Here is a 25,491-nt window from a genome sequence, read left to right as displayed (position 1 = left end):
TTTATTGCGTGACTTTGAAGCCGGAAGCCTGAATAACCGGAGCCCATTGCTGGCGGAATTGTTCAATGCGGATGCGGGTTTCTTCTGCATCGGCAGATACGGGAATCAATTCATTTTTCAGCAGTGTTTCTTGCAGGGCCGGGTCGCTGGTGACTTCTTTAATGGCCGTGCCCAGGAAGGCGACTTTATCGGCTGGCATGGAGGCCGGGGCAAAGAAGGCGTTCCAGCCTGAGGCTTCCAGGTCCACACCGGACTGTTTCAAGGTAGGTACATCTGGCAGGGTGGTCTCTCGTTCGCTGCCCGAGGTGGCCAGAATGCGGATGCGCTTGCCCTGGTGCTGAGACGTCAGTACATCCAGCGTATCGATAGCCAAGGGCAGTACGCCGCCGATCAAGTCCGTAATGACCGGTGCCGATCCGCGATAGCCGATGATCTCGCCCTTGGAGCCAATTTGCTGGGATAGCATCAGGCCGAAAAAGTGCGGCAGGCTGCCAGTGGCCGGGACGCCAATATTGAAGGCACCGGGATGTTCTTTGGCCCAGGCAATCAGTTGGTCCATGGTTTGAATGTCGCTGTCTGCCGACACCGCTACCCCAAAACCGTATTCAGTCACCATGGAAACGGCCTGAAAGTCGGTGTCGGGTTTGTAGGGGATGTCATTGAAAACCAGGGGGGCGACGACCATGACGGCGGGGTTGGCCAGGATCAGCACATTTTTGTCTGCCGCCGTACTTTTGACATACTGGGCGGCAATCCGCCCCCCGGCGCCGGTCTTGTTCTCGACCACAATGGGAATACCCAGTTTCTTGTGCAGACCGTCCGACACAATGCGTGCGGCCCGGTCAGACGCGCCTCCGGGCGCATAGGGCACAACGACAGTCAGGGTTTCAACGGGGCTTGCTGCGTGGGATAAACCAGTGAACAGCAGTCCTGACAGCAGACAGCTTGTTACCGTGGCGCGAAGGCGGTTCAGGGCCATGATTTGTCTCCTTTTTTTTGATTTCCATCAGTTTTTACCGCAGCTTACCAAGGGGGCTGATAGTTGTTCTAATCAAGTATCTTCAAGGTTAAAGGTCATCCCATGGTCAGCTCCCCCAAGCCTTCCCCTGCCTTGGCAAGCACTGCAGGCAGTGCGACGCCCCTTACGCTGCCGGCCATGATGATGTTCCAGCTGTATCGAGCCTGGTCTGCCAGTAATCCGATTTTCATTCGCTTGTGCGAGGGGCGATTCAATATCACCCGTCGTGAGTGGCGTATCTTGGCTATCGCCTGTATGCATCCGGCCCTGACAGGGTCTGCACTGGCGCAGGCGGTTGCGCTGGATGGGGCTCGCTGTTCGCGAGCTGTCAGTTCTTTGTGTGAAAAAGGCTTGTTGAAGCGGACTCGAGACACGCTGGATACGCGCGTGGTTCATATTTCTGTCACCGAGTTGGGCCGGCAGCGCTACGGAGAAATGATGCCCATCATCGTGTCCTTGAATGCAGAGATTTTTCAGGATCTTAGCCAGGCAGAGATGGTGGCGCTAAGTAGCATGCTCGATAGAATTACAAGCCGGGCCGCTGCCATGCTGGAGAGCAATGTGGTGCAGGAGCGGGCCCGTCGTAATCGGTAATTCATCTGGGGTTGAGGACTTACGGTTGCGCTTGTATGGGGACAAGCGCAGTTCAACCCTCCACATACGGTGTTTCAGGCACCTGTGTATGAAAGCTGGCGTTGAGCATGTTCCAGGCGCGAATCGTTCCAACGACAAAGGTCAGCTCGACGATGGCTTCATCACTGAAATGCTGCCGAGCCAGTTCAAAGTCTTCGTCGCTGGGGCTGCGTTGGGGCAGCGCGTTGACGGCTTCTGCCCAGTTAAGCGCGGCGCGTTCGGGCTCGCTAAAGAAGCGGGTGGCTTCGCGCCATCCCGAAAGCGCATTAATGTGCCTTGGGTCTGCACCTTGCCTGATCAAGTCGGCCCAGTGCATGTCGATACAAAAGGCGCAGCCATTGATCTGGCTGATGCGCAGGTTCACCAACTCTTTCAAGCGTTTGTCCAGGGTGCAGCCTGCCGTAAATGAAGCTCGGCCCAGAGCCTTGGCCGATTGTGGGGCCAGTGTGTAGTAGTCAAGTCGGGGAGTCGACATCGTTATGTCCTTTCTGAAGAATGAGTGGGGCAATCGTGTAGTGCTTGTCGCGGAGAGATCAGGCTTGTTACGGGTGTTGTGACCGTCTGGCTAAGCCCTCAGCGCCAGGTGCTTGCTGTGCCATCCGACGATGAAGGCCATTGCTGTCGCCCAGGCGACAACCAGCACTGCGGCGGCGGGCCAGCCGTGCCCATCGACGGCGCGGCCCACCAGTAACGGTCCGAGCGCCACTCCCATATTGCTGCCTTGCATTAGCAGTCCCACTGCCAGGGCGGCCTGAGTTGGATTCCTTGTCACTAGTGGAACTGCAGACAGCAGGCTGGCTGGAATCAGGCCGCCCACTGCGGAGAACAGGAGGCATAGCGCCAGTGTTGGTATGGACCCGAACACGGGCAAGAATATGCCCGGGGCACACGCCCCCATCACGAGGGCGACCCATAGGCAAAGTACACGTCGGGACACTCGCCTTAGAATCCGATCGGCGCAGAGGTTTCCCAGCACATTGGCAAGACAGGCTAACGCCGCCAGCATGCCTGCGGTAGTAGGGCTTGCCTGCATGCGCTGTTGCAGTAGCACCGGCAAGAATGAAAAGAGCGCAAAGAACATCAAGCTATAGAGCAGGAAAGTGATAGCCAAAGGGGCTGAGCTAAGAACATGACCCAGACGGGCGCAAGGCGCTGGCGCCAGTTGGCGTGTTGGAAGCGCTGGGGTTAGCCGCATGACCAGCACGGTGATCATGGCCGTTAACACAGCCGTAAAGAGCCAAATATCGCGCCAGTTGCTAAACCAGGGCCCGGTAAGCAGGGCTAAAGCCATACCGCCTGGCATGAAACAACTCCACAGAGCAAGGGCTTTGCCTTGGTCCTGTTTATGTGTAATCCGCGCTATTAGCGTCGGTCCAGATACGGTGATGAGCAGGAAACCCAGGCCTTCCACTGTTCGCGCGACCATGAGCATAACGATGCTGTTCGTTGGCACGGCGGCAACTGCGCCTGTTGTCATGGTCAGAAGTCCTATGATCAACATGCGTCTATCCCCCGCTCGTGCCACTGCCGAACCGGCTGCTATGCTGCCCAATGCACCTAATACCGCGAAGGTGGCGCCCAGGCTTCCTACTTCCGCCAGGCTCAAACCCAGCTCAGACTGCAAGTGCGCTGCGGCAGTCGCCACCTTCCCGAGGTTGTAGGCGCAGGCTACCCCGGTTATGAAGACTACCCAGACCGCTCGCCAGTCAGTGTGTGTCTGGTGGGAAGGCATGTTATTTACGCCACTATCGCAGGTTTTATTGATGCCAGTGCCTGAGCCACTCGGCCTACATAAGCTCCCTGATAGCGTGCTGCCTCCAGCTCGTTAGAGGTGGGTTGCCGGTCACCTCCCTTGCCATCATCAGCCAGTGTTGAGGCACCATAAGGAGATCCCCCTGTGATTTCGTCCATGCGCAACTGCCCCTTGAAACTGTAGGGCAGACCTGTCACCACCATGCCCAGGTGCAGGAGAACGGTATGCGTAGAAAGAATGGTGGATTCTTGGCCACCGTGCTGGCTGCCAGTAGAGGTAAAAACACTGCCAACCTTGCCGACCAGGGCATCCCGTGCCCACAGGCTGCCGGCCTGGTCCAGGAAGTTCTTGAGCTGGGCAGCCATGTTTCCGAATCGGGTCGGCGTGCCCAGGATGATGCCATCGTAGTGCGCAAGTTCATCGACGGTTGCTACTGGAGCATTCTGAGGGAGTTTGTAGCCTGCCTTTCTGGCAATGGCATCAGGCACCAGCTCCGGCACACGTTTCAGCACGGCTTGGGCACCACTGCTGTGTACCCCTTCGGCGACCGCCTTGGCCATGGTTTCAATATGGCCGTAGGACGAGTAATAAAGAATAAGGATTTTAGTCATTTCGCACAGTCCTTTTGTGTTTAAGGGTTAACAGAACGCCTTAATGACAGTCAGTATCGGCGCGTTGAATGATCTACGGAAGACCTATAATATTGAACATCTTGATTCAAAAAATAGATCAATGCTGGACGCCCTTACCCTCGATCAGATCCGTATGTTTGTCACCGTCGCTGACGCAGGCAGTTTTCGTCAGGGTGCGGCGCGTCTGCGTCGTGCGCAGTCCGCGGTAAGCCACGCCATTGCTAATCTCGAACGCCATCTGGGAGTAAGTCTCTTTGATCGAAGTGCTCATCGGCCCAGGCTGACGCAAGCTGGTCAGGCCTTGCTCGAAGATGCCCGGGCGATATTGCTGAAAGTAGACTTCATGCGTGCCCACGCCAGCGGATTGGTCCAGGGGGTGGAGACCGAGCTGTCCTTGATGGTCGATACGCTTTATCCGCTGCCTGTTGTTGCGGCAGCGTTAAAAGCCTTGCGTCATGCTTTGCCATCTGTCCGTCTGCGCCTGGCTGTTGAGCCTCTGGGTGCGCCACTACAGGCGCTGCGGGACAAGCGCTGTGACCTTGCCATCATGGCGGGCGAGGATTTCATGGATCAGCGCATTCAGATCGAGGCTTTGCATTGGGTGCCGATTGTGGCTGTAGCTGAGGCGAGCCATCCTCTGGCTTTGGTCCGTCATGCGTTGACGAACACGGAATTGGCAGATCATACGCAGATCGTTCTGGAGGACCCTTCGGCCTTGTCCGAAGGGCGCGATTTTGGGGTGTTATCACCGCAGACGTTGCGAGTAGGGACTCAGGATGCAAAGCGCGCGCTGATTTTAGGCGGGGTGGGCTGGGGGCGTTTGCCCTTGTGGACGATTGAGCAGGAGTTGGAGCAGAAGCAACTTGTGCCCTTGGCGGCTGCGGCGCTCGGCCCCATGGGGGTGTCCTACACGCGCGCGTATCTGGCTCATCGCACCGATCACGCGCTTGGTGTCGCCGCTACAATGCTGCGGCAGCAGTTGCTTAAGTGTGCCGTTCCGTCTGAGGATGCTATGCAAGTCTGGCCAGGAACGGCGCCGTGAAGAGGTAACCGGGTACAGGCTTTAGGGTGGATAAAACCGTGCTTGTCCTTGCTGGGCACATTTCCTTGGCATGCTATATAACATTTGCAAGGCAGCCAGATCTGTACCGGTTCGGAAACACGGGTTTGATGCGTTGAAATCCTGGTAGGGCACCGGCTCGTACCTTAGGGGGAGGCTGACATGAGCAGCAAAACCATTTTTATCCGTCAGACAGGCAAACGGATAGCAGCTCAGAACGGGCAAACCATTCTGCAGGCCTCACTGGAGAACAGTATGGTCTACCCGCATGGTTGCCGTATGGGGCGCTGCGGTGGCTGTAAAACGAGATTGGTCGACGGGCAGGTGGAGATGATGGAGTATTCGCCTTTTGCCTTGACGGCCGCGCAACGGGCCCGAAACCTGATCCTGGCCTGTAGAGCCATTCCGACCGACGATGTCACGGTAGAGTGGCTGGGAACGGACGATATACGTGGGCGGCCTCCTTTATGCACTATGACGGGGACCGTATCTGCCATTGCGGATTTGACGCAGGATATACGCCTTGTCCGAATTCGTCTTGATGAAGCCGAGCCCCTGATGTTTTATGCCGGGCAATATGCGGATATCCGGTTCGGGCAAGCGCCGGTACGCAGCTACGCCATGGCCAATCCCCCCGGTGCGTCAGAGCTGGAGTTTTATATACGTCGTGTCCCGGGCGGGGTGACCTCAGGCTACGTGCACACGGTGCTGCAGCCGGGAGAGCAGGTAGTGCTGGAGGCACCGCGTGGCTCTTCTTATCTGCGTGATGCTCACGATGGCCCCATCTTGTGTATTGCTGACGGGGCAGGCCTGGCACCGATCAGGTCAATGATTGAATCGGCTTTGGCCTGCGGCATGACGCAAGCCATACATGTGTATTTCGGATTGCAGGAAATTCGGGACTTATATGCGCTTGATATTTTTCAGGCCTTGGAACGTCAATACGCTAATTTGAGCTTCAAGCCCGTCATTTCGGGCATACCGGTGATGCCCTATCGACGCGGTGCGCTGACAGAGGTGATTGCTCAGGAACAGGAAAACCTGAGTGGCTGGAAAGTGTATGCAGCGGGGTCTCCGAGCTTGGTGGATGCGGCCACCGGCCTGGTATTGAAGCGCGGTTTGAAAATTCAGGATCTGCATGCGCAGGTGTTTGTTACCCCGTAAGATTGCTGAGGCCTGCGGCTAGCTCGAGTGGCGTGCGCCTATAATCGGACGTATTCAGACAAGGGGTGAGACTGGCGTTCAGTAATGAGCCTACTGATCTTTTTGTTTGAGTGCCAAGCCTGGCTCAGCCCTCGTAACATGTCACAGTGAATTTGATGTCCTCTTTACCCTCTGGTTTGTCGTTACGCCCTCTACTGGAAACCGAACTGAATCTGCTGTGGTCTATAGACCGTAGCGAACGGATTGACGGCTTGTACGAGCTGCGCGATGGTGTGCTGCACAAGCAAGCGGCTGATATTGATTTGCGCGGTTGGCCGGAAGGGGACCCGGAGAAATATCACCCTGAACATGAAGACGCTTTTCATCGCGGTTCCTGGTTCATGGGCGTATTCCAGGGCGATCATTTGCTGGCCGCTGTGGGTTTGGACAGCTTGCCTTTGGGGCCACAAGGCGACTGGCGTCAGCTTTTCTTTTTGCACGTTAGCCAGTCCTTGCGCGGGCAGGGTATGGGCACATGGCTGCTGGATCAGGCCAAGAAGCAGGCTGTGGAGTGGGGCGCGAAGGCGGTCTATGCCTCGGCCACGCCTTCGGTGAATACGGTGGATTTTTATCTGGCGCATGGCTTTGAAATCGCGCCAGAGCCTGATGCTCGTTTATTTGCGCTGGACCCGGAAGATATCCATCTGCTGTGTTTATTGGATTAGGGGCTTAGTCTTTAACACGCTGGATCAGCCAGTTTCCTTTAGCGTTGTCATTCTTGTTATTGTTGCGGTGACCGTCGCTGCGTATGGTGTCGGGTACGACACCAAGGGTAGCTCTCCGTAAGCCCAAAAGCTTGGTTGCTTCTTGTGCCCGGTGCCAGGATGCCAAGTACTCTTGTGCCTGAAAATGTCGCCAAAGTATCAGGAAGGCTTGGCCTCTTCTTCTGGAAAGAATAAGGCCTTGCCTGCGCTTTTATCGCGCTACAAGGCCCTTTCATCAAATTCAGCTCTTCAGCTTAGAAATCCATCGTTGCTGACAACATGAAAGTCCGTGGTGCGCCCACACCCAGGCTGGTGAAGTGCGGCTTGGCCCAGTAAGCTTTGTTCGCTACGTTATTCACCGTCGCTCGCAAGGTCAGCGGACGGCCGGAGATCTTGGTGCGATAGCGTGCGCCCAGATCAAACACGGTATGGCCGGGGATGGACAGGGAGTTGTCCGCGCTCAGGTATTGCTTGGATGAGGTGGTGGCGTTGGCCATCACGGTCAGACCTTGCAAGTTGGGTACATCCCATTCCACGCCCAGCTTGGCTTGCCACTTGGGCAGGCCCGTGGCCTGGCGGCCCTCTTCAGCCGGGTTGGCGGCTTTGGTGATTTCCGGATCGGAGTAAGCCACGCCACCCATCAAGCGAACACCTTCCATGGGGGAGCCGAAAAAGCCCCATTCAATGCCCCGGTTGCGTTGCTCGCCACCAAAGGAGAACACGTTGGTAAATGGGTCGGTATAGCTGCTGGGGCGCTTGATTTCGTACAGGGCCAGGGTATGGGCAAAGTCACCCAGATCCAGCTTCAGGCCCACTTCCTTCTGCTTGGTTTTGAAGGGGGCAAAAACCTGACCTGCATTGGCGGCGGTGTTGGGAGCAATCGCGCCTTGGGACAAGCCTTCGATGTAGTTGGCGTAGACCGAGACTTGATCAGTGGCTTTCACCAGGAAAGCGACGGCGGGAGTGGTTGCGCTTTCCTTGTAGCGCTTGCCTGTACGCTGGCCGGTGGTGCCGTTAAAGCTCTCGTTGATCACTTGCTGACGGCGTGCGCCCAGTGTCACTTGTACGCGGTCCTCGGCAAAGGACAGGGTGTCAGCAAAACCGATGCTCTTCAAGCGAGTTTTAGTGGTGCTGATCAGCGGAATATTGTTCGGCAAGGAAGGCTCTGGACCCCAGACGGGATCGTAGATATTGGTTTCCCATGCGGTGGGCAGCAAGTTGCGAAAGCCGCTCAGGTCGTAGTCTTCGTTGTACTGCGTGGCGTTGATCGCGAATTGATGGCTGACCGGGCCGGTTTGCAGCTTACCCATCAGACCCACTTCAGCGGTTTTGCGCCGCATCTCGTCGGCCACGCCGCTGAAGTTGATCCTGAAATCGCCTGCGTTATTGATCACCTGACCAGCTCCCATATTGGATCTGAATTTGGTACGGCTGATACCGGCGGCAGCGTAAGCGGTGAATTGATCGTTCAGATCGAACTCGCCACGGATCATGGCGCCTTTATCGGTGGTGTCGTAAAAAGCCCAAGGCGGGTTCCACGACACATCGGGTTTGGGTGGTTTGGGCAGTTCTACGCCGGGATTCAAGGTCAGGCCGCGCGTCAGGCCGTAGGCGCGGTCTTTGCTGTGAAACAGGTCGGCAGACAAGCGGACACGCTCACCGCGCCAGTCCAGGCCCAAAGAGGTCTGGGTAATTTTCTTGTCCTGGTCTTTGACGGCAATTTCACCATCGCGGTAGGCTGTGTTCAGGCGTACACCAAACTGCTTGTCCTCGCCAAATCGACGGCCCAGATCCACGTGGCCACCAAAGTGCGAGTCGGACATATAGCTGCCTGTGACGCGAAACAGGGGATCGTCGCCTGCACGTTTGGTGACCAGGTTGACGGCGCCGCCTGCCGAGCCTTTGGGCGGCATGCCGTTAAGCAGGGCCGAGGGGCCTTTCAGGACCTCGACGCGCTCGTAGGCTTCGGGCGAGTTGCGGTAGTAGCCGCCCATCCCGGCCAGACCGTTGACGGTGACATCACCCACATCGGAACGGAAGCCGCGGATGGAGTAGCTTTCGTTGCTCTCGCCTGCGATGCCGCTCATGAATACGCTGGGGTCGGTTTTGGCGATCACTTCGCTGATGTCACGCGCCTGTTGATCGGCTATGTATTGCTCGGTATAGCTGATGGTGTTGAAGGGCGTTTCCATGAAGTCTTTGGTGCCCAGCAAACCGACACGTCCGCCGGTGGCAACTTGTCCACCGGCGTAGCTCTCGACGGTCTTGTCGCGCTGGCCTTTGACGGTAACGGATGGCAGGGTGACGACTTCATCAGCCTGGGCAGCCGTACTGTTTTGTGCCTGCGCAGGCGAGGCCATCAAGGCCAGCGCGCTGGCTCCCAAACCCAGTATTAATGCCATTTGCACGGCGCTGAACGTGCGGTCCAGGGCAAAGCCGGAGCGGCTGGAACTGCCGATTTTACGTATCGAGGGCACAAACGTCCCATTGTGGCGTGGTGTGTACATGCCAGTTTCCTTTATGTAGCGGGGTGTGTTTCTTTGCTTTGATTAAGGCAAATAGAAATTGGATTGAGTCGCGTTACTGTCTATTTGCCCGTGTAAAAACCGTTAGATCATGGTTGTTGGTAGGCTTTGATCACGTCATCAATAATCAATTTCAGCGAGGTGACACTGGCGGCAGTTACGTACCAAGCTTCGGCATTGGCAAATACCACACGGCCGTTTTGCCAGGCTTTGGTTTCACGCAGCAGCGGGTTGCTCAGGCTGTGGGCGTTCAGGGCAGGGCGACGTTCCATGACGGCGGTACGGTCGATGATGTAAATGATGTCCGGATTGGCTTGCTGGATGAACTCGCTGGAAACAGGCTGTCCGTGCAGGCCGGTTTCTACCGTCGGGCTGGCAGGCTGTACGCCCAGCGCATTGAATACAAAACCGTAGCGGGACTGCACCCCGAAGGAGCTGAACGAGCCGTTGTTATGCAGAACAATCAGGGCTTTTTCAGGACGATCCTGGGTGATTTCTTTGGCCTGGGCGACTTTGGCATCCAGCTCGGCCACTTTTTGTTGGGCCAACTCTTCTTTCTTGAAAATCGAGCCCAGAGTCAGCAGGTGATTCTTGATGACTTCAATGTGGTTGACCTGACTATCGCGGTAATCCACGTCAAAGTGAATGGTGGGGGCGATCTGGCTCAGTTCCTTGTAGTGATTGGCTTGCAAGGAGGTGATCAGAATCAGGTCCGGTTTGGCGGCGTACACCTGTTCCACATTGGGTTGCACAATTGCGCCGGTGTCCTGGATTTCAGGGGCGTTTTTATACTTGTGCAGGAATGCCGGGATGAAGTCTTTGGGCATGCCCACCACCGGGACATCCAAGGCATCCAGAAAATCCACTTCGTTCATGTCCAGTGCCACGATGCGTTGCGGCAATTTTTCGATGCGTGTCGAACCCAGCTTGTGTTCGACCACAATCGGTTCATAGCGGGCACTGGCCTGCGGGCTGACGGCGGCTTGCGGTGCCGGGGTTTCCGCCGCTGCCTGGGTCTTTTTCTCGCAGCCTTGCAAGGCAAAGCTGGCGGCCACAAACAGGGCTATCAGCCCGTATCTGTGTTTGGCGATCATGCTAGTTCTCCTGATGGGGTGAAGTAATTGCACAGGCGGCCACGCTCGCTGTGCGTAATCTCGAAATCCAGGCCATAAAGTTCGGTCAGCCGTGCTTGCGTGATGACCTCTGACACCGGTCCTGCGCAGTACAGCGCACCGTTTTTCATGGCCACAATGTGATCGGAATAGTTGGCGGCAAAGTTGATGTCATGCACCACCAGAATCACGGTGCGGCCGTACTCGTCACAGAGCCGTCGCAAGGCGCGCATGATCTGAACGGCGTGCTTGATGTCCAGATTGTTCAGCGGCTCATCCAGCAGCAAATAATCCGTTTGCTGGGCAATGGTCATGGCCAGAAAAGCCATCTGTCGCTGACCGCCGCTCAACTCGTCCAGATAGGACTGGCGCAAGGGTTCCAGCGATAGAAACTGAATAGCGTCGGAGATGGCTTGTTGATCTTCATCCGTCAGCACGCCGCGGCTATAGGGGAAGCGGCCAAAGGCGACCAGTTCTTCCACGGTCAGGCGCAGATTGAAATCAGGAGATTGGCGCAAGGTGGCCACCCGGCGCGCATAGTCGGCAATACGTATATCCGCAATGTTGCGGCCGTCCAGCTGGATCTGGCCTTCGTCGGCCTCCAGCAAGCGGGCAATGCTCATCAGCAAGGTGGTTTTACCGGCACCATTGGGGCCGATCAGGGAGCTGAGCTGTCCGGCGGGGAACTGTGTGCTGACCTTGGAAAGCACGGTCTTGTTCTTGTAGTGTTTGGAGAGCTGATTGATCGTAATCATGCTGTGCCTCGGGTACGAACCATCAGTCCCAGAAAGTACGCGCCACACACCAGGTTGACGAGTATCCCGACGGTCGTGCGGTAATTGAAAATGTGTTCCACCGCTATCTGTGCCAGCAAAAACATGACGATGGCGATGGCGCAGCCTAGCGGCAGCGTGATTCGGTGTCGGAAGCTGCGGGCCAGCGCATAGCTGGTGTTGGCTACAAAAATCCCCATGAAGGCAGTGGGCCCGAGCAGGCTGGTCGAAATAGCCACCAGGGCAGCAATCAGTGCCAGCTGGATGCGCACGGTACCGCGATAGTCGACACCTAAAGAAATGGCTTGCTCACGGCCCAAAGACAGCACGTCCAGCGTGGGCAAGCTGCGCAGGCTGCCCAGGCAAATGCCCCCCACCAGAAGGGCGGAAATCAGCAGTTGTAGGGGCTCGGCCCGGTTAAAGGACGCCTGGCTAAAACCCAGCAAAATGGAGAACTCGCCGGGGCTGATCTTTAGCTGCACAAACTGGGTGAAGGTGCTGATGATCATGGTCAACACCAGCCCCATCAGCAGCAGGAAATACACATTGTTCTTGCCCTGGCGAAACAGCCAGTGATGGATTGCCAGCGAGTAGGCCAGCATCAGCACAATGGACAGCACCACATTGCCATTGGCGCCCAGCATCACCAGGCTTTGTGTGCCCAGCAGCAAAATCAGCAGGGACTGGAATAGCAGGTAAACCGCTTCGTATCCCATGATGGCGGGCGTCAGAATCCGGTTGCCGGTAATGGTCTGAAAAATAATCGAGGACCAGGCAATGCAGATGCCGCCAATCACCATAGCCGCCAAGCGGTTCAGTCGTTTGGGGATGATGTAGTCGAAGTCCAGGCCGGAGCGATAGAACACAAAGCTCAGTGCCAGTACCAGCAACAGGATCCAGACCAGATGTTGCCGTTTCATCGGTTCCTCCAGAAGATCAGGAACAGAAACAGCAGGCCACCCACGCCGCCTGCGGTCAGGCCAATAGGGACTTCAAAAGGGTAGATGATGAGGCGGCCCAGAATGTCGCAAGCCAGCAGCAGGCTGGCACCACCCAGCGCCACAATGGGCAAGGTGCGAGCCAGATTGTCGCCATAGCGCAGCGCCACCAGATTGGGGATGACCAGGCCGATAAAGGGAATGGCCCCTACGGTAATAACAGTGGCCGAGACGGTAACCGCGACCAGTATCAAACCCAGGGCCACGGTGGCGGAATAGTTCAGGCCCAGGCTGGTGGCCATGCCTTCGCCCATGCCCAGCACTGTGAAGCGATGCGCATACAGATAGGTGAGCAACACAATGGGCAGGATCAAATAAATGATTTCGTAGTTGCCCTGCACGATCTTGGAAAAGTCGCCCAGCATCCAGCCCTGCATGCTTTGCAGAATTTGATGGTGGTAGGCATAGAACTCGGCAATGGCGCTAAGCACACCTCCATACATCAGCCCAATCACCGGCACCAGCACGGTGTTCTTGAAGCGGATGCGGCGTACCACAGCGATGAAGATCAGGCTGGAGGCAAAGCAGAACAAGAGGGCAAACAGCAGCTTGCCCAATGTGCCGCTGGTGGGGGCCAGAGTCAGGGCGATCAGAATACCCAGCTTGGCGGCATCCAGCCCACCCGAGGTGGCTGGCTCCACAAATTTATTGCGCACAATGTGCTGCAAGATCACCCCGCAGACAGACAGGCCTATGCCACTCAAGACCAGCGCCGCCAGACGGGGCAGGCGGCTGGCGCTCAGTGTCAGCCAGGCATCGCCTGAAAAACTCCATAATTGTGCCCAACTGATTTGCCGTGCACCTATCAGCAAAGACAGGCTGCAGAGCATCAGAAATAACAGCACAAAAGATCTAGCTCGCATCACACACCGTTATTCTGGGCTGTGGTGGCAATACGCCATCCTTTGGCGGCATGACGCTGGTTCAGGAAGTGGGTATAACGGCCTTGGGTTTCGCGCAGTTGGGCCGGCGGGCCTTGTTCGATAATTTGGCCGTTCTCCAGCACCACGATTTGATCGGCCATGGCTACCGTAGAGAGCTGGTGGGCAATCACGATCAGGGTGCGCTTGCCACGCAGACGGGCCAAGGCCTGGGCAATGGCTGCCTGGTTTTCGGCATCCAGTGCGGCAGTGGCTTCGTCCACCAGCAAAATGGGGGCGTTCTTGATCAGAGCGCGCGCAATGGCGATGCGTTGACGCTCGCCCCCGGACAGGCGGGCCCCGCCTTCGCCCACCGTTGTGTTCAGACCTTCTGGCAAGCGCGCGATGATTTCGCTGACACCGGCTTGTTCTACCGCTTCCATCAGTTCGGACTCGGTTGCATCCGGTTTTCCCAGGCGTATGTTCTCGGCAATGCTGCCTGCGAACAGATAGTCGTCCTGGAAAATCTGGCTGATTTGTGTGGCCAGTACGGGGCTGCCGATCTGGCGTACATCCACGCCTCCTATGGAGACACTGCCCTGGCTGACATCAAAGAAGCGGGCAATCAGACGAGCCAGTGTGGTTTTGCCCGAGCCGGATTCCCCGATCAAGGCCATCATGCTGCCAGGTGCAATGTTCAGGCTGACGTCATTCAGTACATCGGGCTTGTCGGCGGCATAGCGGAAATGCACATTGTTCAGCACAATCGAGCCGTCGCTTGGAGTTTGGGGTGAAGCGGGCTCGGGCAGGGGCTGAACGGCAAACAGTTCTTGAATCGCATCAAGTTGGCCGCGTGCACCGCGCAGCACTTCACCGTAGCTGGCCACTTCCAGCAAGGAGTCGATATAGCGTGCGCTCAGCAGCAAGGACACGATGACGGCGATGACTTCTGCACTGCTCAGGCCCAGACCCGTATGGCTGTTTAGAAAAAGCGTGGCGGCAATCAGCAAGGCCGCGAAGGCTGCTTGCACGGCCCAGGCATTGAGTACCGCCGAGGCCGTGGATTGCCAGATCAGTTTCTTGCCCGCCTGGTGTTGGCGTTCAATCGCGTCCTCCAGCAGACGGGTGCCACCGCCTTCGCCATTGAAGGCACGCAGCACGGATTGGGCTTGGGCAAACTCCACCACGCGCTCGCTGGCATGGGCGAAGTGGGCCTGGAAGGCATCATCAGCCTTGCGTCCCAAATGGGCGGTCAGTGCCAGAACACCCGCCAGCAAAGGCAACGCGATCAGGGCAATCAAACCCAGCGGCCAATGCAGGGTGAACAGCGCCACGACCAGCACAAGCGGCGTCACAACTCCGGCGATCAGCGGGGTGAAGACGTGTGCAGGCAATTGGGCCACCGACATCATGCCTTGAGTGACGATGTGCCCCAGCCGTGCGGTGTTTTGAGCGGAGAACCAGCCTACGGGCAGTTGGGCGATATGTTCGCCCAGACGATGCCGGCCACCTTGCAGGATGGCGGCCCCAACATTTACACCTGCTTGCTCCACATGGCGGCGCCAAGCCCAGCAGACAGCCACGCCTAGCAGCAGGACCAGCAACCAGCCGCCTGCTTGTTTGGGTTCGCCATTGAGCAGATGAGTGAAAACGGGGACCAAGGTAGTCATGGTCAGGCCGCACAGCAGGCCGTATAAGACAGCCATCCAGCTATAGCGGCGGAAAATGGGGGCATCCGTACCCAGCAACTGAATCAGGGTCTTTAGCATGATGTGTCCTTGGAACGGTTGTCGTAGCCACCCAGGGTCCAGAGTCGTGCGTAACGGCCTTGTTCAGCCAGCAGGCTGGTGTGATTGCCTTGCTCCACAATCGCGCCGTCTTCCAGCACCAGAATGTGATCCGCGTGCATGATGGTGTCCAGGCGGTGAGCAATGACCAGCAAGGTGCGACCTTGGGCAAAGCGTGACAGAGCATCTTGAATAGCCACTTCATTGCTGGCATCGGCAGCGGCGGTGGCTTCGTCCAGCACCAGAATGGGTGGGTCCAGCAGGACAGCGCGCGCAATGCTGACGCGCTGACGCTCGCCGCCCGAGAGTTGGGCGTCTTCACCCACGACAGAGTCGTAGCCACGAGGCAGGGTCAAGATACGGTCGTGAATATTGGCGGCGCGAGCGGCATCTTCAATCTCTTGCTGACTGGCCGAGGGGCGGCCCAGCGCAATGTTTTCGCGCACGCTGGCATTGATCAGGCGCACCTCTTGCAGCACAAAGCCAATGCGGCGGTAAAGTTCGGTGGATTCAATCAGGCGTAGATCGGCTCCGCCCAGGGTAATGCGGCCTTCGCTGGGGTCAAAAAAGCGCAGCAGCAGGCGGGCGATGGTGGATTTTCCAGAACCGGAAGAGCCCACAATCGCGGTGACTGTGCCCGGTTCCAGGGTGAAGCTGATATTGCTGAGTGCCTGATGGCCTTCGCCGTAGGCATAGCTGACGTTTTCGACCCGCACTTCGTGACTTGCCGGGATTTGTTGCTGATCAGTGCTCAGCGGTTCCAGTACGGGGGTTTGCATCAAAGCTTGTACGCGCTGTGCCGCACCCGTTGCGCCACCCAGATCGTGTAGCAGGGTATGCAGCAAAAGCAGGGGGGCGCAAATGCCGGGAGCCACCAGGGCGAAGGGCAGAATGTCTACCGGGGCAATCCAGTTCAAATAGCTGAAGAGGGCACCGAAGATCAGCACGACACCTAGAACCGTGACTGGAGCGATCATGGCATGGGCGTGAGCCATGCGGGCCACCAAAGGGCGGGCAAAGTTCAGAAAGGCGTTGGCAAAGCCATCCACGGCCTTGCTATAGCCGCCATGTGCCTGCCCATTGGAACCAAAGGCCTTGACCACGGGAATGCCGCTGACAAATTCCACGGTGGCACTATTCAAGCGGCCCAGCTTTTCGACAAAGCCCTGCATGTTCGCGCTGCTGGCTTTCATGGCGTGGCGCAGGAACAGGAAAAAACCGGGGAAAGGCAGCAAAGCCACGATGGCCATACGCCAGTCCATGACGAACAGGTACAGCACCGAGATCGCAATAGCACCGACGGCGCGGCCGACCGAGGTATAAAAGTGTGCGGTCAGGCTGTGCAGGGTGGCGATGTCATCCTGCATGGCTTGTTTCACTTCACCTGAAGCCTGACCGGTAAACCAGCCTAGCGGCACCTTGGCTAACCTCTGGGCGGCACTCAGACGCAGACCGCGTGTCAGCTGATTGTCGGCCAGGTGGGCTAGCAGCTCGCCTGCCGAGATCAGGGCCAGGCCTGCAAACATGCTGATGATGCTCAATAGCACCGCCCAGCCTATATCGCCTTGCAGCTCGCCAGACAGGGTATTGCCCAAAGCCAGCTTGGCGATATGGGCGATTCCGGCCAAAGGCACCAGGGTCAGCATTGAACCCAAGGCCGCCAGAACGGCGGCAACAATCAGACGTGAGCGTATGGAGCTGAGGATCTGGCTGATGGGGCCAGGCTCTTTACGCACGTCCGTAGCAGTTTCACGAGTGGTCATGAGCGGTGGTAAGTATCTAAAAAGCCGGAGAATTCGGCTCTTCAATATAAGGTATTGAGAATCATTATCGATAATGTAATCTAAATTTTGAATTAGTGGAACCTATTAAACTAAATAGGGAAGGCGGCAGAATATTTTTGTGTTCTGTTTGTCACAGTGCACAAAAAAACAGGCCCACCAAGTCGAGCTTGGGGGCCTGCTGGTTTGCATGAAGGACGGTTTATTGAAGGGGCGGACCGCGCTGCAAGCAAGGGAATGGCTTGCAGCCCGTGAGTACCTTCAAGAAAAGGGGGGCTAGTCGTGTTTGCCGCCGCAGCACACACTCCACCATTTGCGGCGCGAGGTGTGGCCGATGCCAGGGTTGAAGGTGTTGGTCGGGTCCAGCTCGCGGTAGAAGCCGGCCAGGGCAGGTTTGGCGATGTAGAGGTGGCCGACATTGTGCTCGGCCGGGTATTCGGCACGGCGTTCATCCAGCAACTTCCACATGCGGTGTTCCATATCCAGAGGAACCACGCCTTTTTTGACGATGTAGTCCTGGTGGAATACGTGGCACAGGAAGTGGCCGTAATAGAGCTTGTGGACGATGTCTTTTTCCATATCGTCCGGCAGTTGCTCCACCCATTCCTTGTCATTACGGCGCAAGGCAATGTCCAGCGCCACAATATCTTCCACGCTGTCGGGGTGCGCCTCGCGGTAGCGGATGGCAGCACCGGCAATGGCAAAACGGTGCAGAAAGGCTTTGCGACCTTCTTCGGCATCGCACTCGAAATAGGCACCTTGCTGACTGCCTTCAAATTGCTGGCTCAGAAATTCGCGCGTGGCCTGCGCGGTGTCGTTGGAGACGCGCAGCAACAGGTGATGCTCGAAACGGTCGCGCCATTCACGCATGCGCGGCGGCAGGTGGCTGGGCAGGCGGTTCATGATGGCCTGGATTACGCGATCAGTGACGCCGCGCCAGCCAAAGCGCTCAAAAAAGCCATCCACACGGCTTTTCATGGCAAAGGCGGATGGTACTTTGGCGGTACCAAAACGGTCGATCAGCAAGAAGGTGTCTTTGCCGTATTGCTCGCCAATATCGTAGGCGGTGCGATGGATGTACTCGCCCGCAATGGGCAGGCGGGGCAGTTCCGTCAGCAGGTGACGGCGCACGGCAGTGAGCTCGTCCGGGTCATTGGTGCCAATGTAGAAAACAGTACTGGCTTCTTTGGGAAAGGTATCCAGACGCACGGCAAAAATGCACAGCTTGCCGGCCGAGCCGGAGGCTTCATACAGGCGCGAAGGGTCGGCATTGAAACGAGCCGGGGTCTGGGCATCCACATCGCGCACATCGTCGGCGTAGCGTGGGTCGCTGGCCCTGCGTTCCGGGTCGTTGATGATATCCGCAACACTGTATTTGCCTTGCTCCAGGCGGCTCAGAATTTCTTCCGGGGTATCTCCCAGATTGATGCCCAGGTGATTGACCAGTTGCAGGGTGCCATCGTCCAGCACTTGCGCGTACAGCGTCAATTCCGTGTAGGCCGGGCCGCGTCGTACCAGCGCACCGCCGGAGTTATTGCAAACACCGCCCAGCACAGAGGCGCCGATACACGAGGAGCCAATTACCGAGTGGGGTTCACGCTCCAGCGGGGCCAGGGTCTGTTCCAGACGGTCCAGCGTGGCACCGGGCAGGCAGACAACTTGCTGGCCATCGTTGATGACTTGTATGCCTTGCAGACGCATGGTGTTCATCAGCACGATGTCGCGGTCGTAGTCGTCTCCGTCGGGGGTGGAGCCGCCTGTCAGGCCGGTGTTGGCCGCCTGCATGATCACGATGCAATCGGCAGCGACAGCGGCTTGCAGGCTGCGCCATTGTTCCAGCAGCGTTCCGGGCCGCACAACGGCCAATACCTTGCCTTCACCCGTGCGATGGCCCTTGCGGTAACGACGCGTGCTGCGGTCGTCCGTCAGGACGTGAGGGTTGCCGACAATAGAGCGCAGTTGCTGCAACAAATCCGCAGCGCTGGTGGAAACTGACATGGTCAAGACTCCTGTACAAGCAGGTCAGAGGTGATCTGGGAAATGCTGCTGACACTGGTCAGTGTCATGGCGACCCGAATTTCTTTTTCAATCAGGCCCAGCAGGTGGTCCACGCCGGATTGCCCGGCGGCGGCCAAGGCATAGATGTAGGCGCGGCCCAGCATGGCAGCGTCGGCACCCAGGGCAATCATGCGCACCACGTCCAGGCCACTGCGGATACCCGAATCTGCCAGAATCTTGATCTGGCCTTTGACGGCATCGGCAATGGCAGGCAGCGCGCGTGCCGAGGACAAGACGCCGTCAAGCTGACGGCCGCCGTGATTCGAGACGATGATGCCATCGGCACCAAAGCGCACGGCATCGCGGGCGTCATCGGGGTCCAGAATGCCTTTGATCAGCATGGGGCCTTTCCAGAATTCGCGTATCCACTCCAGATCCTTCCAGGAAATCGAGGGGTCAAAGTTCGCGCCCAGATAACCCATATAGTCTTCCAGACCCGTAGGCTTGCCCAGGTAGCGCGAGATATTGCCCAGATCGTGCGGGCGACCCAGCAGACCGACATCCCAGGCCCAGCGCGGGTGCATGACAGCCTGTGCATAGCGACGCAGAGCGGCATTCGGGCCGCTCATGCCCGAATGCGCATCGCGGTAACGAGCGCCGGGTACGGGCATGTCTACGGTAAAGACCAGGGTGCTGCAGCCTGCAGCTTGCGCGCGTTCCAGTGCATTGCGCATGAAGCCACGGTCCTTCAGCACATACAGCTGAAACCACATGGGCCGCTTCAGGCGCGGGGCAACTTCCTCGATCGGGCAGACTGACACGCTCGACATGGTGAAGGGAATGCCATGTGCATCGGCTGCCTGGGCAGCCTGGACTTCCCCTCGACGCGCGTACATGCCTGTCAGACCTACCGGGGACAGGGCCACCGGAATAGACAGTTTTTCACCAAACAGCTCAATGCTGGTATCGAGCTGGCTCATGTCCTTCAGGACACGCTGGCGCAGGGCGACATTGGCCAGATCGTCCACATTGCGGCGCAGCGTGTGCTCGGCGTAGGCACCGCCGTCAATGTAGTGGAACAGGAAAGGAGGCAGTCGTTTTTGGGCGGCACGCCGGTAGTCGGTCGAGGAGGAAATAATCATGGCAGAGTCGGGTCGGATAAGACGGAAGGAGGGGTTTGCAGGCGCGCGGCACGTTCGCGGCGTGCAAGGTCTTCGTCAGCCTGAAGAAGGGTGTTGCGTACGTAGCCCAGGTGTTCGTTCACAACGTGGCGTGCTTGAGCGGGATCGCCATCAACAATGGCTTTGACCAGGGCTTCGTGTTGCGCCGTCAGATTGACAATGGTCTCGGGGGAGTCATGCACGAACATGATGATGTCCCGGTTTTGCGTCACGCTGCTGAGCACCAGATCAAACAGGCCCCGCATGACCTGAACCAGCACCAGATTGTGCGAGGCTTCGGCCACGGCCAGGTGAAACTGGGCATCAGCGCGGGCGGACTGCACGGTATCGCCGCTTTGCTGGTAGCGAATCATTTGCTCGAAGCATTGCAGGATCTTGTCCTTGTCTTCGGGCGAGGCACGCAGGGCGGCGTGCCAGGTGGTACTGCTCTCCAGAGCAATGCGCGCTTCCAGCACGTCGTAACGGTACTGGGGATCGGACAGCATCAGGGCGGCCAGCGGGTCTACCGAGCGCTGGGTCCATTGGGGCGTTTGGGAGGCCAGGTAAGTGCCTGAACCTACCTGACTGCGCAAAATGCCCTGGCTGTTCAGTTGCTGAATAGCCTCGCGCAGCGATGCACGCGACACATTCAATTGAGCTGCCAACGTACGCTCGGCAGGCAGTCTTTGCCCGGCCTTGAAATCGCTGGATTGAATCAGCGCCAGCAATTGTTGGGCAACGTGATCAGAGAGGCGCATAGTTCTTGAGATACCGGAAAAATAAATCTGCAAGGCACGCGTATACGCGCCTTGCAGATGAAGGATGAGGGCGGGCCCTTAGGGAATCATCCAAGGTAACACATAGGCTTGCAGGGTAGTCAGCAGGCCAATCAGAACCGCAAAGATCAAGCTGTGTTTCACGGTAAAGCGGAACAGATCGGATTCTTTACCGGCCAGACCCACTGCCGCGCAGGCAATGGCGATCGACTGGGGCGAGATCATCTTGCCGGTCACACCACCTGTGGTGTTGGCGGCCACCATCAGCACTTCAGGCAGACCCAGCTGCTGTGCCGTGGTTGCCTGCAAGGCACCAAACAAGGCGTTGGCTGACGTGTCGGAACCAGTCAGGAACACACCGATCCAGCCCAGGAAGGGCGAGAAGAAGGTGAAGGCTTTGCCGGTGTGAGCCAGGGCCAGCGCCAAAGTTGCGGACAGGCCGGAGTAGTTGGCGATAAAGGCAAAGGCCAGCACCATGCCAATCGAGTAGATCGGTACAGCCAGTTCCTTGAAGGTTTCGCCCAAGGTTTCCACCGCTTTTGCCGGTTTCATGCGCAAAAAGAGGATAGTCAGCAAGGCGGCAATCAGAATGGCGGTGCCGGTGGCAGAGAGCCAGTTAAAGGAGTAGACCGCGCCATACGGAGTGGCCGAGGCCACGACGGGTGGAGCCTTGTCGACCAGATTGTGCAGGAAGGGCACAGGAATATTCACGATGGTCGACGCCAGCGGGCCATTGGCAGCAAACAAAGCTTTGAAGGGCTGCACACTCCAGATCGTGACCATGGCGGTCAGGATGATGAAGGGCGACCAGGCTTTGATAATGCGGCCAGTGCTCAGCACGGTAGGGGCTTGATCGGCCAGATTGTCCTGGGCAGGCGAGCCTTCTTGTGTTTCAAAACGGAAGATACGCTTGGGTTGCCACACTTTCAGGAACAGGGTCAGCACAACCAGGGAAACCAGAGCCGAGGTAATGTCCGGCAGCTCGGGGCCAATGTAGTTGGCGGTCAGGAACTGCACCAGTGCGAAGGAGCCGCCACCGACCAGCACGGCAGGCCAGGTTTCCTTGATACCGCGCCAGCCGTCCATGATGGCCATCAGCCAGAACAGCACGATCACCGTCATGAAAGGCAGTTGGCGACCAGCCATCTGGCCGATTTCAAAGGGATCAATACCCGATACCTGACCGGCCACGATGATAGGAATACCCATGGCACCGAACGCCACCGGGGCGGTATTGGCAATCAGGCACAGACCGGCCGCGTACAAGGGGCGGAAACCCAGGCCAGCCAGCAAGGCGGCAGTAATGGCAACGGGCGCACCAAAACCGGCTGCCCCTTCCAGGAAGGCGCCAAAGCAAAAGCCCACCAGAATCAGCTGCAGGCGCTGGTCAGGCGTGACGGACAGGATGGAGGCGCGAATGATGTCGAACTGACCGGTCTTGACCGAAATCTTGTACAGAAAAACGGCGGCCACAATGATCCAGGCGATCGGCCACAGCCCATAGAAAAAGCCATACACCACCGAGGCCAGCGCAGTGGAAACCGGCATGCGATAGAAAAACAGGGCAACGCCCAGGGCCAGCAAGACGGTAATCGTCCCTGCCAGATACCCCTTCATGCGCAACTTGGTCAGGGCCAGGAAAAAAAAGATGATCGGAATAAGGGCGATCAGTGCCGACAGCCAGATATTGCCGGTGGGATCGTATTGCTGCAGCCACGCTTGTTGCATGTTGTTCTATCTCCGCAGGAGCAAATGGGAGGCGCTTGTATCGCAAGCGAGCCTGAAGGTCGTTAAATTGGTCTGACCATTTCTTGAGATCGTCAAGAACAGAGCGCATTGTATAGAAAGGATTATTTTATTGAATCTAAGTGTTTACCCTAACAATTCAAGAATAAACAATTTTTTATTCAATTAATTGGTCTGACCAATTTAGGTGAAAAACCAGAAATGAGAGGTGGAACGGGCAGGGGCTGTCACACGGTTTTCAGGCGTGAAAAGTCTCTTTTCCTGACTATTTTTGCCAGGATAGGGCGGGAGGAATCGGGTTACGCTGTTGCTCGTTCAGGTCGATGTCTTGCGACTTCATCAGCAGGAACACTCGCTTTGCAAAAAATGATATTGAGAATCATTATCGTGGATGTAAACTAGGCTTCTAATTAGTAGAGTTTCATAAATTAAATAAGAGGCAGTGGCAGGTACTACCGCGCTGCTGTCATCAAAAGGGTCAACATAGATATGCCAACCCCTCAGGCGCCCGCGCCACGCGGACGTCCTCCCACCATCACCCGAGCACGGATTGCCGACGCTGGTATTCAGATTGGCCTGCCCAACATCACCTTTGTGGGGGTAGCGGCCGCTTTGGGTGTCAGCCAGATGGCGCTGTACAAGCATGTGGGCAATCTGGAAGGGCTTAAACAACTGGTGGCCGAAGAAATTTTCAGCCGCTGGCAAGTACCTCGGGCCACGATTCCGGTTCAAGGCAGCCTGGAAGACTATTTGCAGCTGTTCAGTGCGGCGACACAGGCTTTTGTGAAAGCCAATCCGGGCATCACGCCCTATGTGATACGCAGGCTGGTGGCGACTCCTTCCATGCTGGACAAGATCCGGGAGCATCAAGAGCACATTGCTCAGGCTTATGGCGTGTCCTTCGAGCGCTCGCGTTACTTGATGGGAACGGTGGCCTTTCATTGCCTGGCGGTTGCCGATACGGTCTATGCCGTGGCTGGTCGGGAGCCACGTGCAGCCGTGGAACGGGTCGTGGAGGAGGTCGAGATGGAGGGCATATTGCAATTGGGCATGACAGCCCTGATTCAAGGAGCTTTAGCAATGAGTGAGCAAGACATTTCTCCTGACTTTTCCACCCAGTTTCTGGATACATCCGCTTTGCCGATAGCAAGGGTGCGCGAGTTTCCCTTGACCCTGGAGCTGGCCACGCAATGGCTGGACGATATGGAAACCCTGATCAAGGCCGAAAAAGAGTTCGTTCTGGTCTACGAAAGCCTGCCCGATCCTTCCACTCCCGGCGACCCGGAAGGGCGCAAGAAAGCGGTGTTGTGGTTAAAGGCACATCGTGAAGGCTTCGGTCGTTATTGCCGCGGGATTGTGATGATGTGCGATGACCCTGCCAATCTGCCTGCCCTGCAGGAGATGGTGGGGCCTTTGGAAAAGGTCTATCGCGTACCCGGGGGTGTGGCCTCCAGCCCCGACGAGCTGCGCGCTTTCATCCAGCAGTGGGTGACAGCAAGTTAGGACATAACAGACAGTAGTCCATCGCCTGATAGCGCTTTGCTTCAGGTTTCAAAGCCGCTGCGTCTCCGGGTTGAGAGGCAGCGGCTTTGTTATGGACAATCTTTCGCTGAACTGTACGTGTTTTCCCGTCTAGTATCGGTTTTTCTTTGGTATGACAATAAAAACATTGTCATAACAATAAGTATTGGTCACAGGAGCAAGTACGTGAAAGATCCACATTGTCATTCCAGTAGCATCCTGGTGGAGCGCCCGGCTAAGGTCGCTTTTGAGATCATGTCCGATGGCATCTTGCAAGGTCAGTGGGCCTGGGGCAGTGCGAATCGCAGCGAAGTGGAACCGGGTCTGTTCATGGGGACCTCGGTCTTTAGCGGCCAGGAAACCTATGTGCGCCTGAATGTGGACGCAGACCGCTTTCAGGTGGATTACGAGGTGGGCGCCAGCAAGGAGGCGATGCAGTTTCGTAATATGTCGCGCGTTATCCCAGGTGAGGTGCTCAAGCTGGGCGCAGACAAATGTGTAGTGAGTTTGCTGACCTGGCGTTTGGCTACACAAAGCGATGCGGCATGGGAGCAAATTTCCTGTGTCCATGAGGCCGAGATGTTTCTGATCAAGGGCCTGCTGGAACGCGAATAAGAAGATGGCTTACTGGCAGGGGAACCAACGATTTTCTGTTGATACCGCAGGTGGAACACAGCACGTAGGGAGAGCCAGCAGCAGAGCGTCATCAACAGGGATGAGATAAAAAAGTGAGTACAAAACCACTATATGAGCAGCTTGCCGATAAGCTGACCCGCTATATCCAGGACGGTCGCTTGAAGCCCGGCGACCGCTTGCCTACGGAGGCCGAGCTAGGGGGGATGTTCGGCGTCAGCCGCATCACCGTGCGTCAGGGTCTGGCGATCTTGACGCGCAATGGCTTGATCGAGCGTTTTCCCAGCCGAGGCTCCTTTGTGCTGGAACGCAAGAACACCGGCTCCTGGGAGCTGAGCTCCATCAATGATCTGGTGCAGTTGGGCAAAGACACCACCACCCAGATTGCCAGCTGGGGGCTGGTCGCCCCGCCAGCAGACATTGCTGAGTTTTTCGCTTCCGATGAGCCGGTTTATAAGCTGCAAGCGGTGCGCTACAGGTCAGCGGTGCCCCTTTATTTTGCTGAGAACTACTTGCTACGCTCGATAGGAGAACGTATCGAGCAACAGGCTCTGGAAACACACACCATAGTAGAGATGCTGACTGGCATGCTGAACGTGCCCATCAAGCATGCGCAAGAAGAGATCAGCATGGCCAACGCGTCGGCAGACATGGCCAAGCAGCTCTGGATCAAGGAGAACCAGGCCGTGATTGTGCAGCGTATTGATCTGTTCAATACCGATAACAAACCGGTGCAAAGCGGCAAGGGCTGGTGGCGCAGCGAGCATTTCAAGCGACGCTTCAAACTGAACTACGACTAAGCCCGCGGCCTGGCACCT

The 25,491-nt window shown here is 57.2% G+C and carries 22 protein-coding genes; 7 read left to right on the top strand and 15 right to left on the bottom strand.

What is annotated here, in order from left to right:
* Nucleotide 1 precedes the first annotated feature (1 nt).
* Complete coding sequence (locus D0C27_RS08490; protein WP_137430762.1) at nt 2-979, bottom strand: tripartite tricarboxylate transporter substrate-binding protein; 978 nt, start codon at nt 977-979, stop codon at nt 2-4.
* Nucleotides 980-1,081: 102 nt separating this feature from the next.
* Here D0C27_RS08490 and D0C27_RS08485 point away from each other — a divergent pair, with 102 nt between their 5' ends.
* Complete coding sequence (locus tag D0C27_RS08485; RefSeq protein WP_137430761.1) at nt 1,082-1,612, top strand: MarR family winged helix-turn-helix transcriptional regulator; 531 nt, start codon at nt 1,082-1,084, stop codon at nt 1,610-1,612.
* A 52-nt stretch (nt 1,613-1,664) separates the two neighbouring features.
* Here the strand turns inward: D0C27_RS08485 and D0C27_RS08480 are convergent, their stop codons facing one another.
* From D0C27_RS08480 to wrbA, 3 genes are all read right to left on the bottom strand, one after another.
* Nucleotides 1,665-2,126, bottom strand: coding sequence for a carboxymuconolactone decarboxylase family protein (locus D0C27_RS08480; protein ID WP_060186206.1), 462 nt, complete (start codon nt 2,124-2,126; stop codon nt 1,665-1,667).
* A 90-nt stretch (nt 2,127-2,216) separates the two neighbouring features.
* Complete coding sequence (locus D0C27_RS08475) at nt 2,217-3,383, bottom strand: CynX/NimT family MFS transporter (protein WP_115634306.1); 1,167 nt, start codon at nt 3,381-3,383, stop codon at nt 2,217-2,219.
* 5 nt (nt 3,384-3,388) lie between these two features.
* The gene (wrbA, locus tag D0C27_RS08470) at nt 3,389-4,015 is read right to left on the bottom strand and encodes an NAD(P)H:quinone oxidoreductase (RefSeq protein WP_060186208.1); all 627 of its coding nucleotides are present in this window, start codon (nt 4,013-4,015) and stop codon (nt 3,389-3,391) included.
* Nucleotides 4,016-4,136: 121 nt separating this feature from the next.
* Between wrbA and D0C27_RS08465 the strand changes: the two genes are divergently transcribed.
* The 3 genes from D0C27_RS08465 to D0C27_RS08455 all read left to right on the top strand — a co-directional run bounded on the left by D0C27_RS08465 (nt 4,137) and on the right by D0C27_RS08455 (nt 6,964).
* Nucleotides 4,137-5,078, top strand: coding sequence for a LysR family transcriptional regulator (locus D0C27_RS08465; RefSeq protein WP_060186209.1), 942 nt, complete (start codon nt 4,137-4,139; stop codon nt 5,076-5,078).
* Nucleotides 5,079-5,258: 180 nt separating this feature from the next.
* Nucleotides 5,259-6,260, top strand: coding sequence for a 2Fe-2S iron-sulfur cluster-binding protein (locus D0C27_RS08460; RefSeq protein ID WP_137430760.1), 1,002 nt, complete (start codon nt 5,259-5,261; stop codon nt 6,258-6,260).
* Between the two features lie 155 nt (nt 6,261-6,415).
* Complete coding sequence (locus D0C27_RS08455) at nt 6,416-6,964, top strand: GNAT family N-acetyltransferase (RefSeq protein ID WP_060186211.1); 549 nt, start codon at nt 6,416-6,418, stop codon at nt 6,962-6,964.
* Nucleotides 6,965-7,257: 293 nt separating this feature from the next.
* Here the strand turns inward: D0C27_RS08455 and D0C27_RS08450 are convergent, their stop codons facing one another.
* From D0C27_RS08450 to lldP, 11 genes are all read right to left on the bottom strand, one after another.
* Nucleotides 7,258-9,510, bottom strand: coding sequence for a TonB-dependent receptor (locus D0C27_RS08450; RefSeq protein WP_137430759.1), 2,253 nt, complete (start codon nt 9,508-9,510; stop codon nt 7,258-7,260).
* A gap of 107 nt (nt 9,511-9,617) precedes the next feature.
* Nucleotides 9,618-10,622: a siderophore ABC transporter substrate-binding protein gene (locus tag D0C27_RS08445; protein WP_137430758.1), complete on the bottom strand. Its 1,005-nt coding sequence runs from the start codon at nt 10,620-10,622 to the stop codon at nt 9,618-9,620.
* Nucleotides 10,619-11,395 (bottom strand): iron ABC transporter ATP-binding protein, encoded by a 777-nt coding sequence (locus tag D0C27_RS08440; RefSeq protein ID WP_137430757.1) that lies wholly within the window; start codon nt 11,393-11,395, stop codon nt 10,619-10,621. Before D0C27_RS08440 ends, D0C27_RS08445 begins: the two co-directional genes overlap by 4 nt.
* Entirely contained in the window at nt 11,392-12,333 is a 942-nt protein-coding gene (locus D0C27_RS08435) for an iron chelate uptake ABC transporter family permease subunit (RefSeq protein ID WP_137430756.1), read from the bottom strand. Before D0C27_RS08435 ends, D0C27_RS08440 begins: the two co-directional genes overlap by 4 nt.
* Nucleotides 12,330-13,274: an ABC transporter permease gene (locus tag D0C27_RS08430; protein WP_137430755.1), complete on the bottom strand. Its 945-nt coding sequence runs from the start codon at nt 13,272-13,274 to the stop codon at nt 12,330-12,332. The genes D0C27_RS08435 and D0C27_RS08430 overlap by 4 nt, the downstream gene beginning before the upstream one ends.
* On the bottom strand, nt 13,274-15,040 hold the full coding sequence (locus tag D0C27_RS08425) for an ABC transporter ATP-binding protein (protein WP_137430754.1): 1,767 nt from the start codon (nt 15,038-15,040) through the stop codon (nt 13,274-13,276). The genes D0C27_RS08430 and D0C27_RS08425 overlap by 1 nt, the downstream gene beginning before the upstream one ends.
* Nucleotides 15,034-16,821, bottom strand: a complete 1,788-nt coding sequence (locus D0C27_RS08420; RefSeq protein ID WP_137430753.1) for an ABC transporter ATP-binding protein — start codon at nt 16,819-16,821, stop codon at nt 15,034-15,036. Before D0C27_RS08420 ends, D0C27_RS08425 begins: the two co-directional genes overlap by 7 nt.
* A gap of 294 nt (nt 16,822-17,115) precedes the next feature.
* A complete protein-coding gene (gene dld, locus D0C27_RS08415) occupies nt 17,116-18,837 on the bottom strand; it encodes a D-lactate dehydrogenase (protein ID WP_088451248.1) in 1,722 nt (573 codons plus the stop codon).
* A 2-nt stretch (nt 18,838-18,839) separates the two neighbouring features.
* Entirely contained in the window at nt 18,840-19,979 is a 1,140-nt protein-coding gene (gene lldD / locus D0C27_RS08410) for an FMN-dependent L-lactate dehydrogenase LldD (protein WP_026484948.1), read from the bottom strand.
* Nucleotides 19,976-20,755, bottom strand: coding sequence for a transcriptional regulator LldR (gene lldR / locus D0C27_RS08405; RefSeq protein WP_009462556.1), 780 nt, complete (start codon nt 20,753-20,755; stop codon nt 19,976-19,978). Before lldR ends, lldD begins: the two co-directional genes overlap by 4 nt.
* Before the next feature lie 78 nt (nt 20,756-20,833).
* Nucleotides 20,834-22,501: an L-lactate permease gene (gene lldP, locus D0C27_RS08400; RefSeq protein WP_035271369.1), complete on the bottom strand. Its 1,668-nt coding sequence runs from the start codon at nt 22,499-22,501 to the stop codon at nt 20,834-20,836.
* Nucleotides 22,502-23,008: 507 nt separating this feature from the next.
* Between lldP and D0C27_RS19485 the strand changes: the two genes are divergently transcribed.
* The 3 genes from D0C27_RS19485 to D0C27_RS08385 all read left to right on the top strand — a co-directional run bounded on the left by D0C27_RS19485 (nt 23,009) and on the right by D0C27_RS08385 (nt 25,473).
* Nucleotides 23,009-24,022 carry a TetR/AcrR family transcriptional regulator gene (locus D0C27_RS19485; protein ID WP_226348066.1) on the top strand — a complete coding sequence of 338 codons (1,014 nt, stop codon included), beginning with the start codon at nt 23,009-23,011 and terminating at the stop codon, nt 24,020-24,022.
* A 204-nt stretch (nt 24,023-24,226) separates the two neighbouring features.
* A complete protein-coding gene (locus tag D0C27_RS08390) occupies nt 24,227-24,655 on the top strand; it encodes a hypothetical protein (protein WP_083054229.1) in 429 nt (142 codons plus the stop codon).
* Between the two features lie 113 nt (nt 24,656-24,768).
* The gene (locus tag D0C27_RS08385; RefSeq protein WP_137430752.1) at nt 24,769-25,473 is read left to right on the top strand and encodes a GntR family transcriptional regulator; all 705 of its coding nucleotides are present in this window, start codon (nt 24,769-24,771) and stop codon (nt 25,471-25,473) included.
* The last annotated feature ends 18 nt before the right edge of the window (nt 25,474-25,491 follow it).

The sequence above is a fragment of the Alcaligenes faecalis genome, assembly GCF_005311025.1.
Lineage (GTDB): Bacteria > Pseudomonadota > Gammaproteobacteria > Burkholderiales > Burkholderiaceae_B > Alcaligenes > Alcaligenes phenolicus.
Note: the sequence above shows the minus strand (reverse complement) of the source record. Positions and strands in the feature narration are given on the sequence as shown.

What these genes read in the sequence shown, in the direction of transcription:
- D0C27_RS08490 (WP_137430762.1), bottom strand. Translation starts at nt 979, where the DNA reads ATGGCCCTGAACCGCCTTCGCGCCACGGTAACAAGCTGTCTGCTGTCA.
- D0C27_RS08485 (WP_137430761.1), top strand. Translation starts at nt 1,082, where the DNA reads ATGGTCAGCTCCCCCAAGCCTTCCCCTGCCTTGGCAAGCACTGCAGGC.
- D0C27_RS08480 (WP_060186206.1), bottom strand. Translation starts at nt 2,126, where the DNA reads ATGTCGACTCCCCGACTTGACTACTACACACTGGCCCCACAATCGGCC.
- D0C27_RS08475 (WP_115634306.1), bottom strand. Translation starts at nt 3,383, where the DNA reads ATGCCTTCCCACCAGACACACACTGACTGGCGAGCGGTCTGGGTAGTC.
- wrbA (WP_060186208.1), bottom strand. Translation starts at nt 4,015, where the DNA reads ATGACTAAAATCCTTATTCTTTATTACTCGTCCTACGGCCATATTGAA.
- D0C27_RS08465 (WP_060186209.1), top strand. Translation starts at nt 4,137, where the DNA reads ATGCTGGACGCCCTTACCCTCGATCAGATCCGTATGTTTGTCACCGTC.
- D0C27_RS08460 (WP_137430760.1), top strand. Translation starts at nt 5,259, where the DNA reads ATGAGCAGCAAAACCATTTTTATCCGTCAGACAGGCAAACGGATAGCA.
- D0C27_RS08455 (WP_060186211.1), top strand. Translation starts at nt 6,416, where the DNA reads ATGTCCTCTTTACCCTCTGGTTTGTCGTTACGCCCTCTACTGGAAACC.
- D0C27_RS08450 (WP_137430759.1), bottom strand. Translation starts at nt 9,510, where the DNA reads ATGTACACACCACGCCACAATGGGACGTTTGTGCCCTCGATACGTAAA.
- D0C27_RS08445 (WP_137430758.1), bottom strand. Translation starts at nt 10,622, where the DNA reads ATGATCGCCAAACACAGATACGGGCTGATAGCCCTGTTTGTGGCCGCC.
- D0C27_RS08440 (WP_137430757.1), bottom strand. Translation starts at nt 11,395, where the DNA reads ATGATTACGATCAATCAGCTCTCCAAACACTACAAGAACAAGACCGTG.
- D0C27_RS08435 (WP_137430756.1), bottom strand. Translation starts at nt 12,333, where the DNA reads ATGAAACGGCAACATCTGGTCTGGATCCTGTTGCTGGTACTGGCACTG.
- D0C27_RS08430 (WP_137430755.1), bottom strand. Translation starts at nt 13,274, where the DNA reads ATGCGAGCTAGATCTTTTGTGCTGTTATTTCTGATGCTCTGCAGCCTG.
- D0C27_RS08425 (WP_137430754.1), bottom strand. Translation starts at nt 15,040, where the DNA reads ATGCTAAAGACCCTGATTCAGTTGCTGGGTACGGATGCCCCCATTTTC.
- D0C27_RS08420 (WP_137430753.1), bottom strand. Translation starts at nt 16,821, where the DNA reads ATGACCACTCGTGAAACTGCTACGGACGTGCGTAAAGAGCCTGGCCCC.
- dld (WP_088451248.1), bottom strand. Translation starts at nt 18,837, where the DNA reads ATGTCAGTTTCCACCAGCGCTGCGGATTTGTTGCAGCAACTGCGCTCT.
- lldD (WP_026484948.1), bottom strand. Translation starts at nt 19,979, where the DNA reads ATGATTATTTCCTCCTCGACCGACTACCGGCGTGCCGCCCAAAAACGA.
- lldR (WP_009462556.1), bottom strand. Translation starts at nt 20,755, where the DNA reads ATGCGCCTCTCTGATCACGTTGCCCAACAATTGCTGGCGCTGATTCAA.
- lldP (WP_035271369.1), bottom strand. Translation starts at nt 22,501, where the DNA reads ATGCAACAAGCGTGGCTGCAGCAATACGATCCCACCGGCAATATCTGG.
- D0C27_RS19485 (WP_226348066.1), top strand. Translation starts at nt 23,009, where the DNA reads ATGCCAACCCCTCAGGCGCCCGCGCCACGCGGACGTCCTCCCACCATC.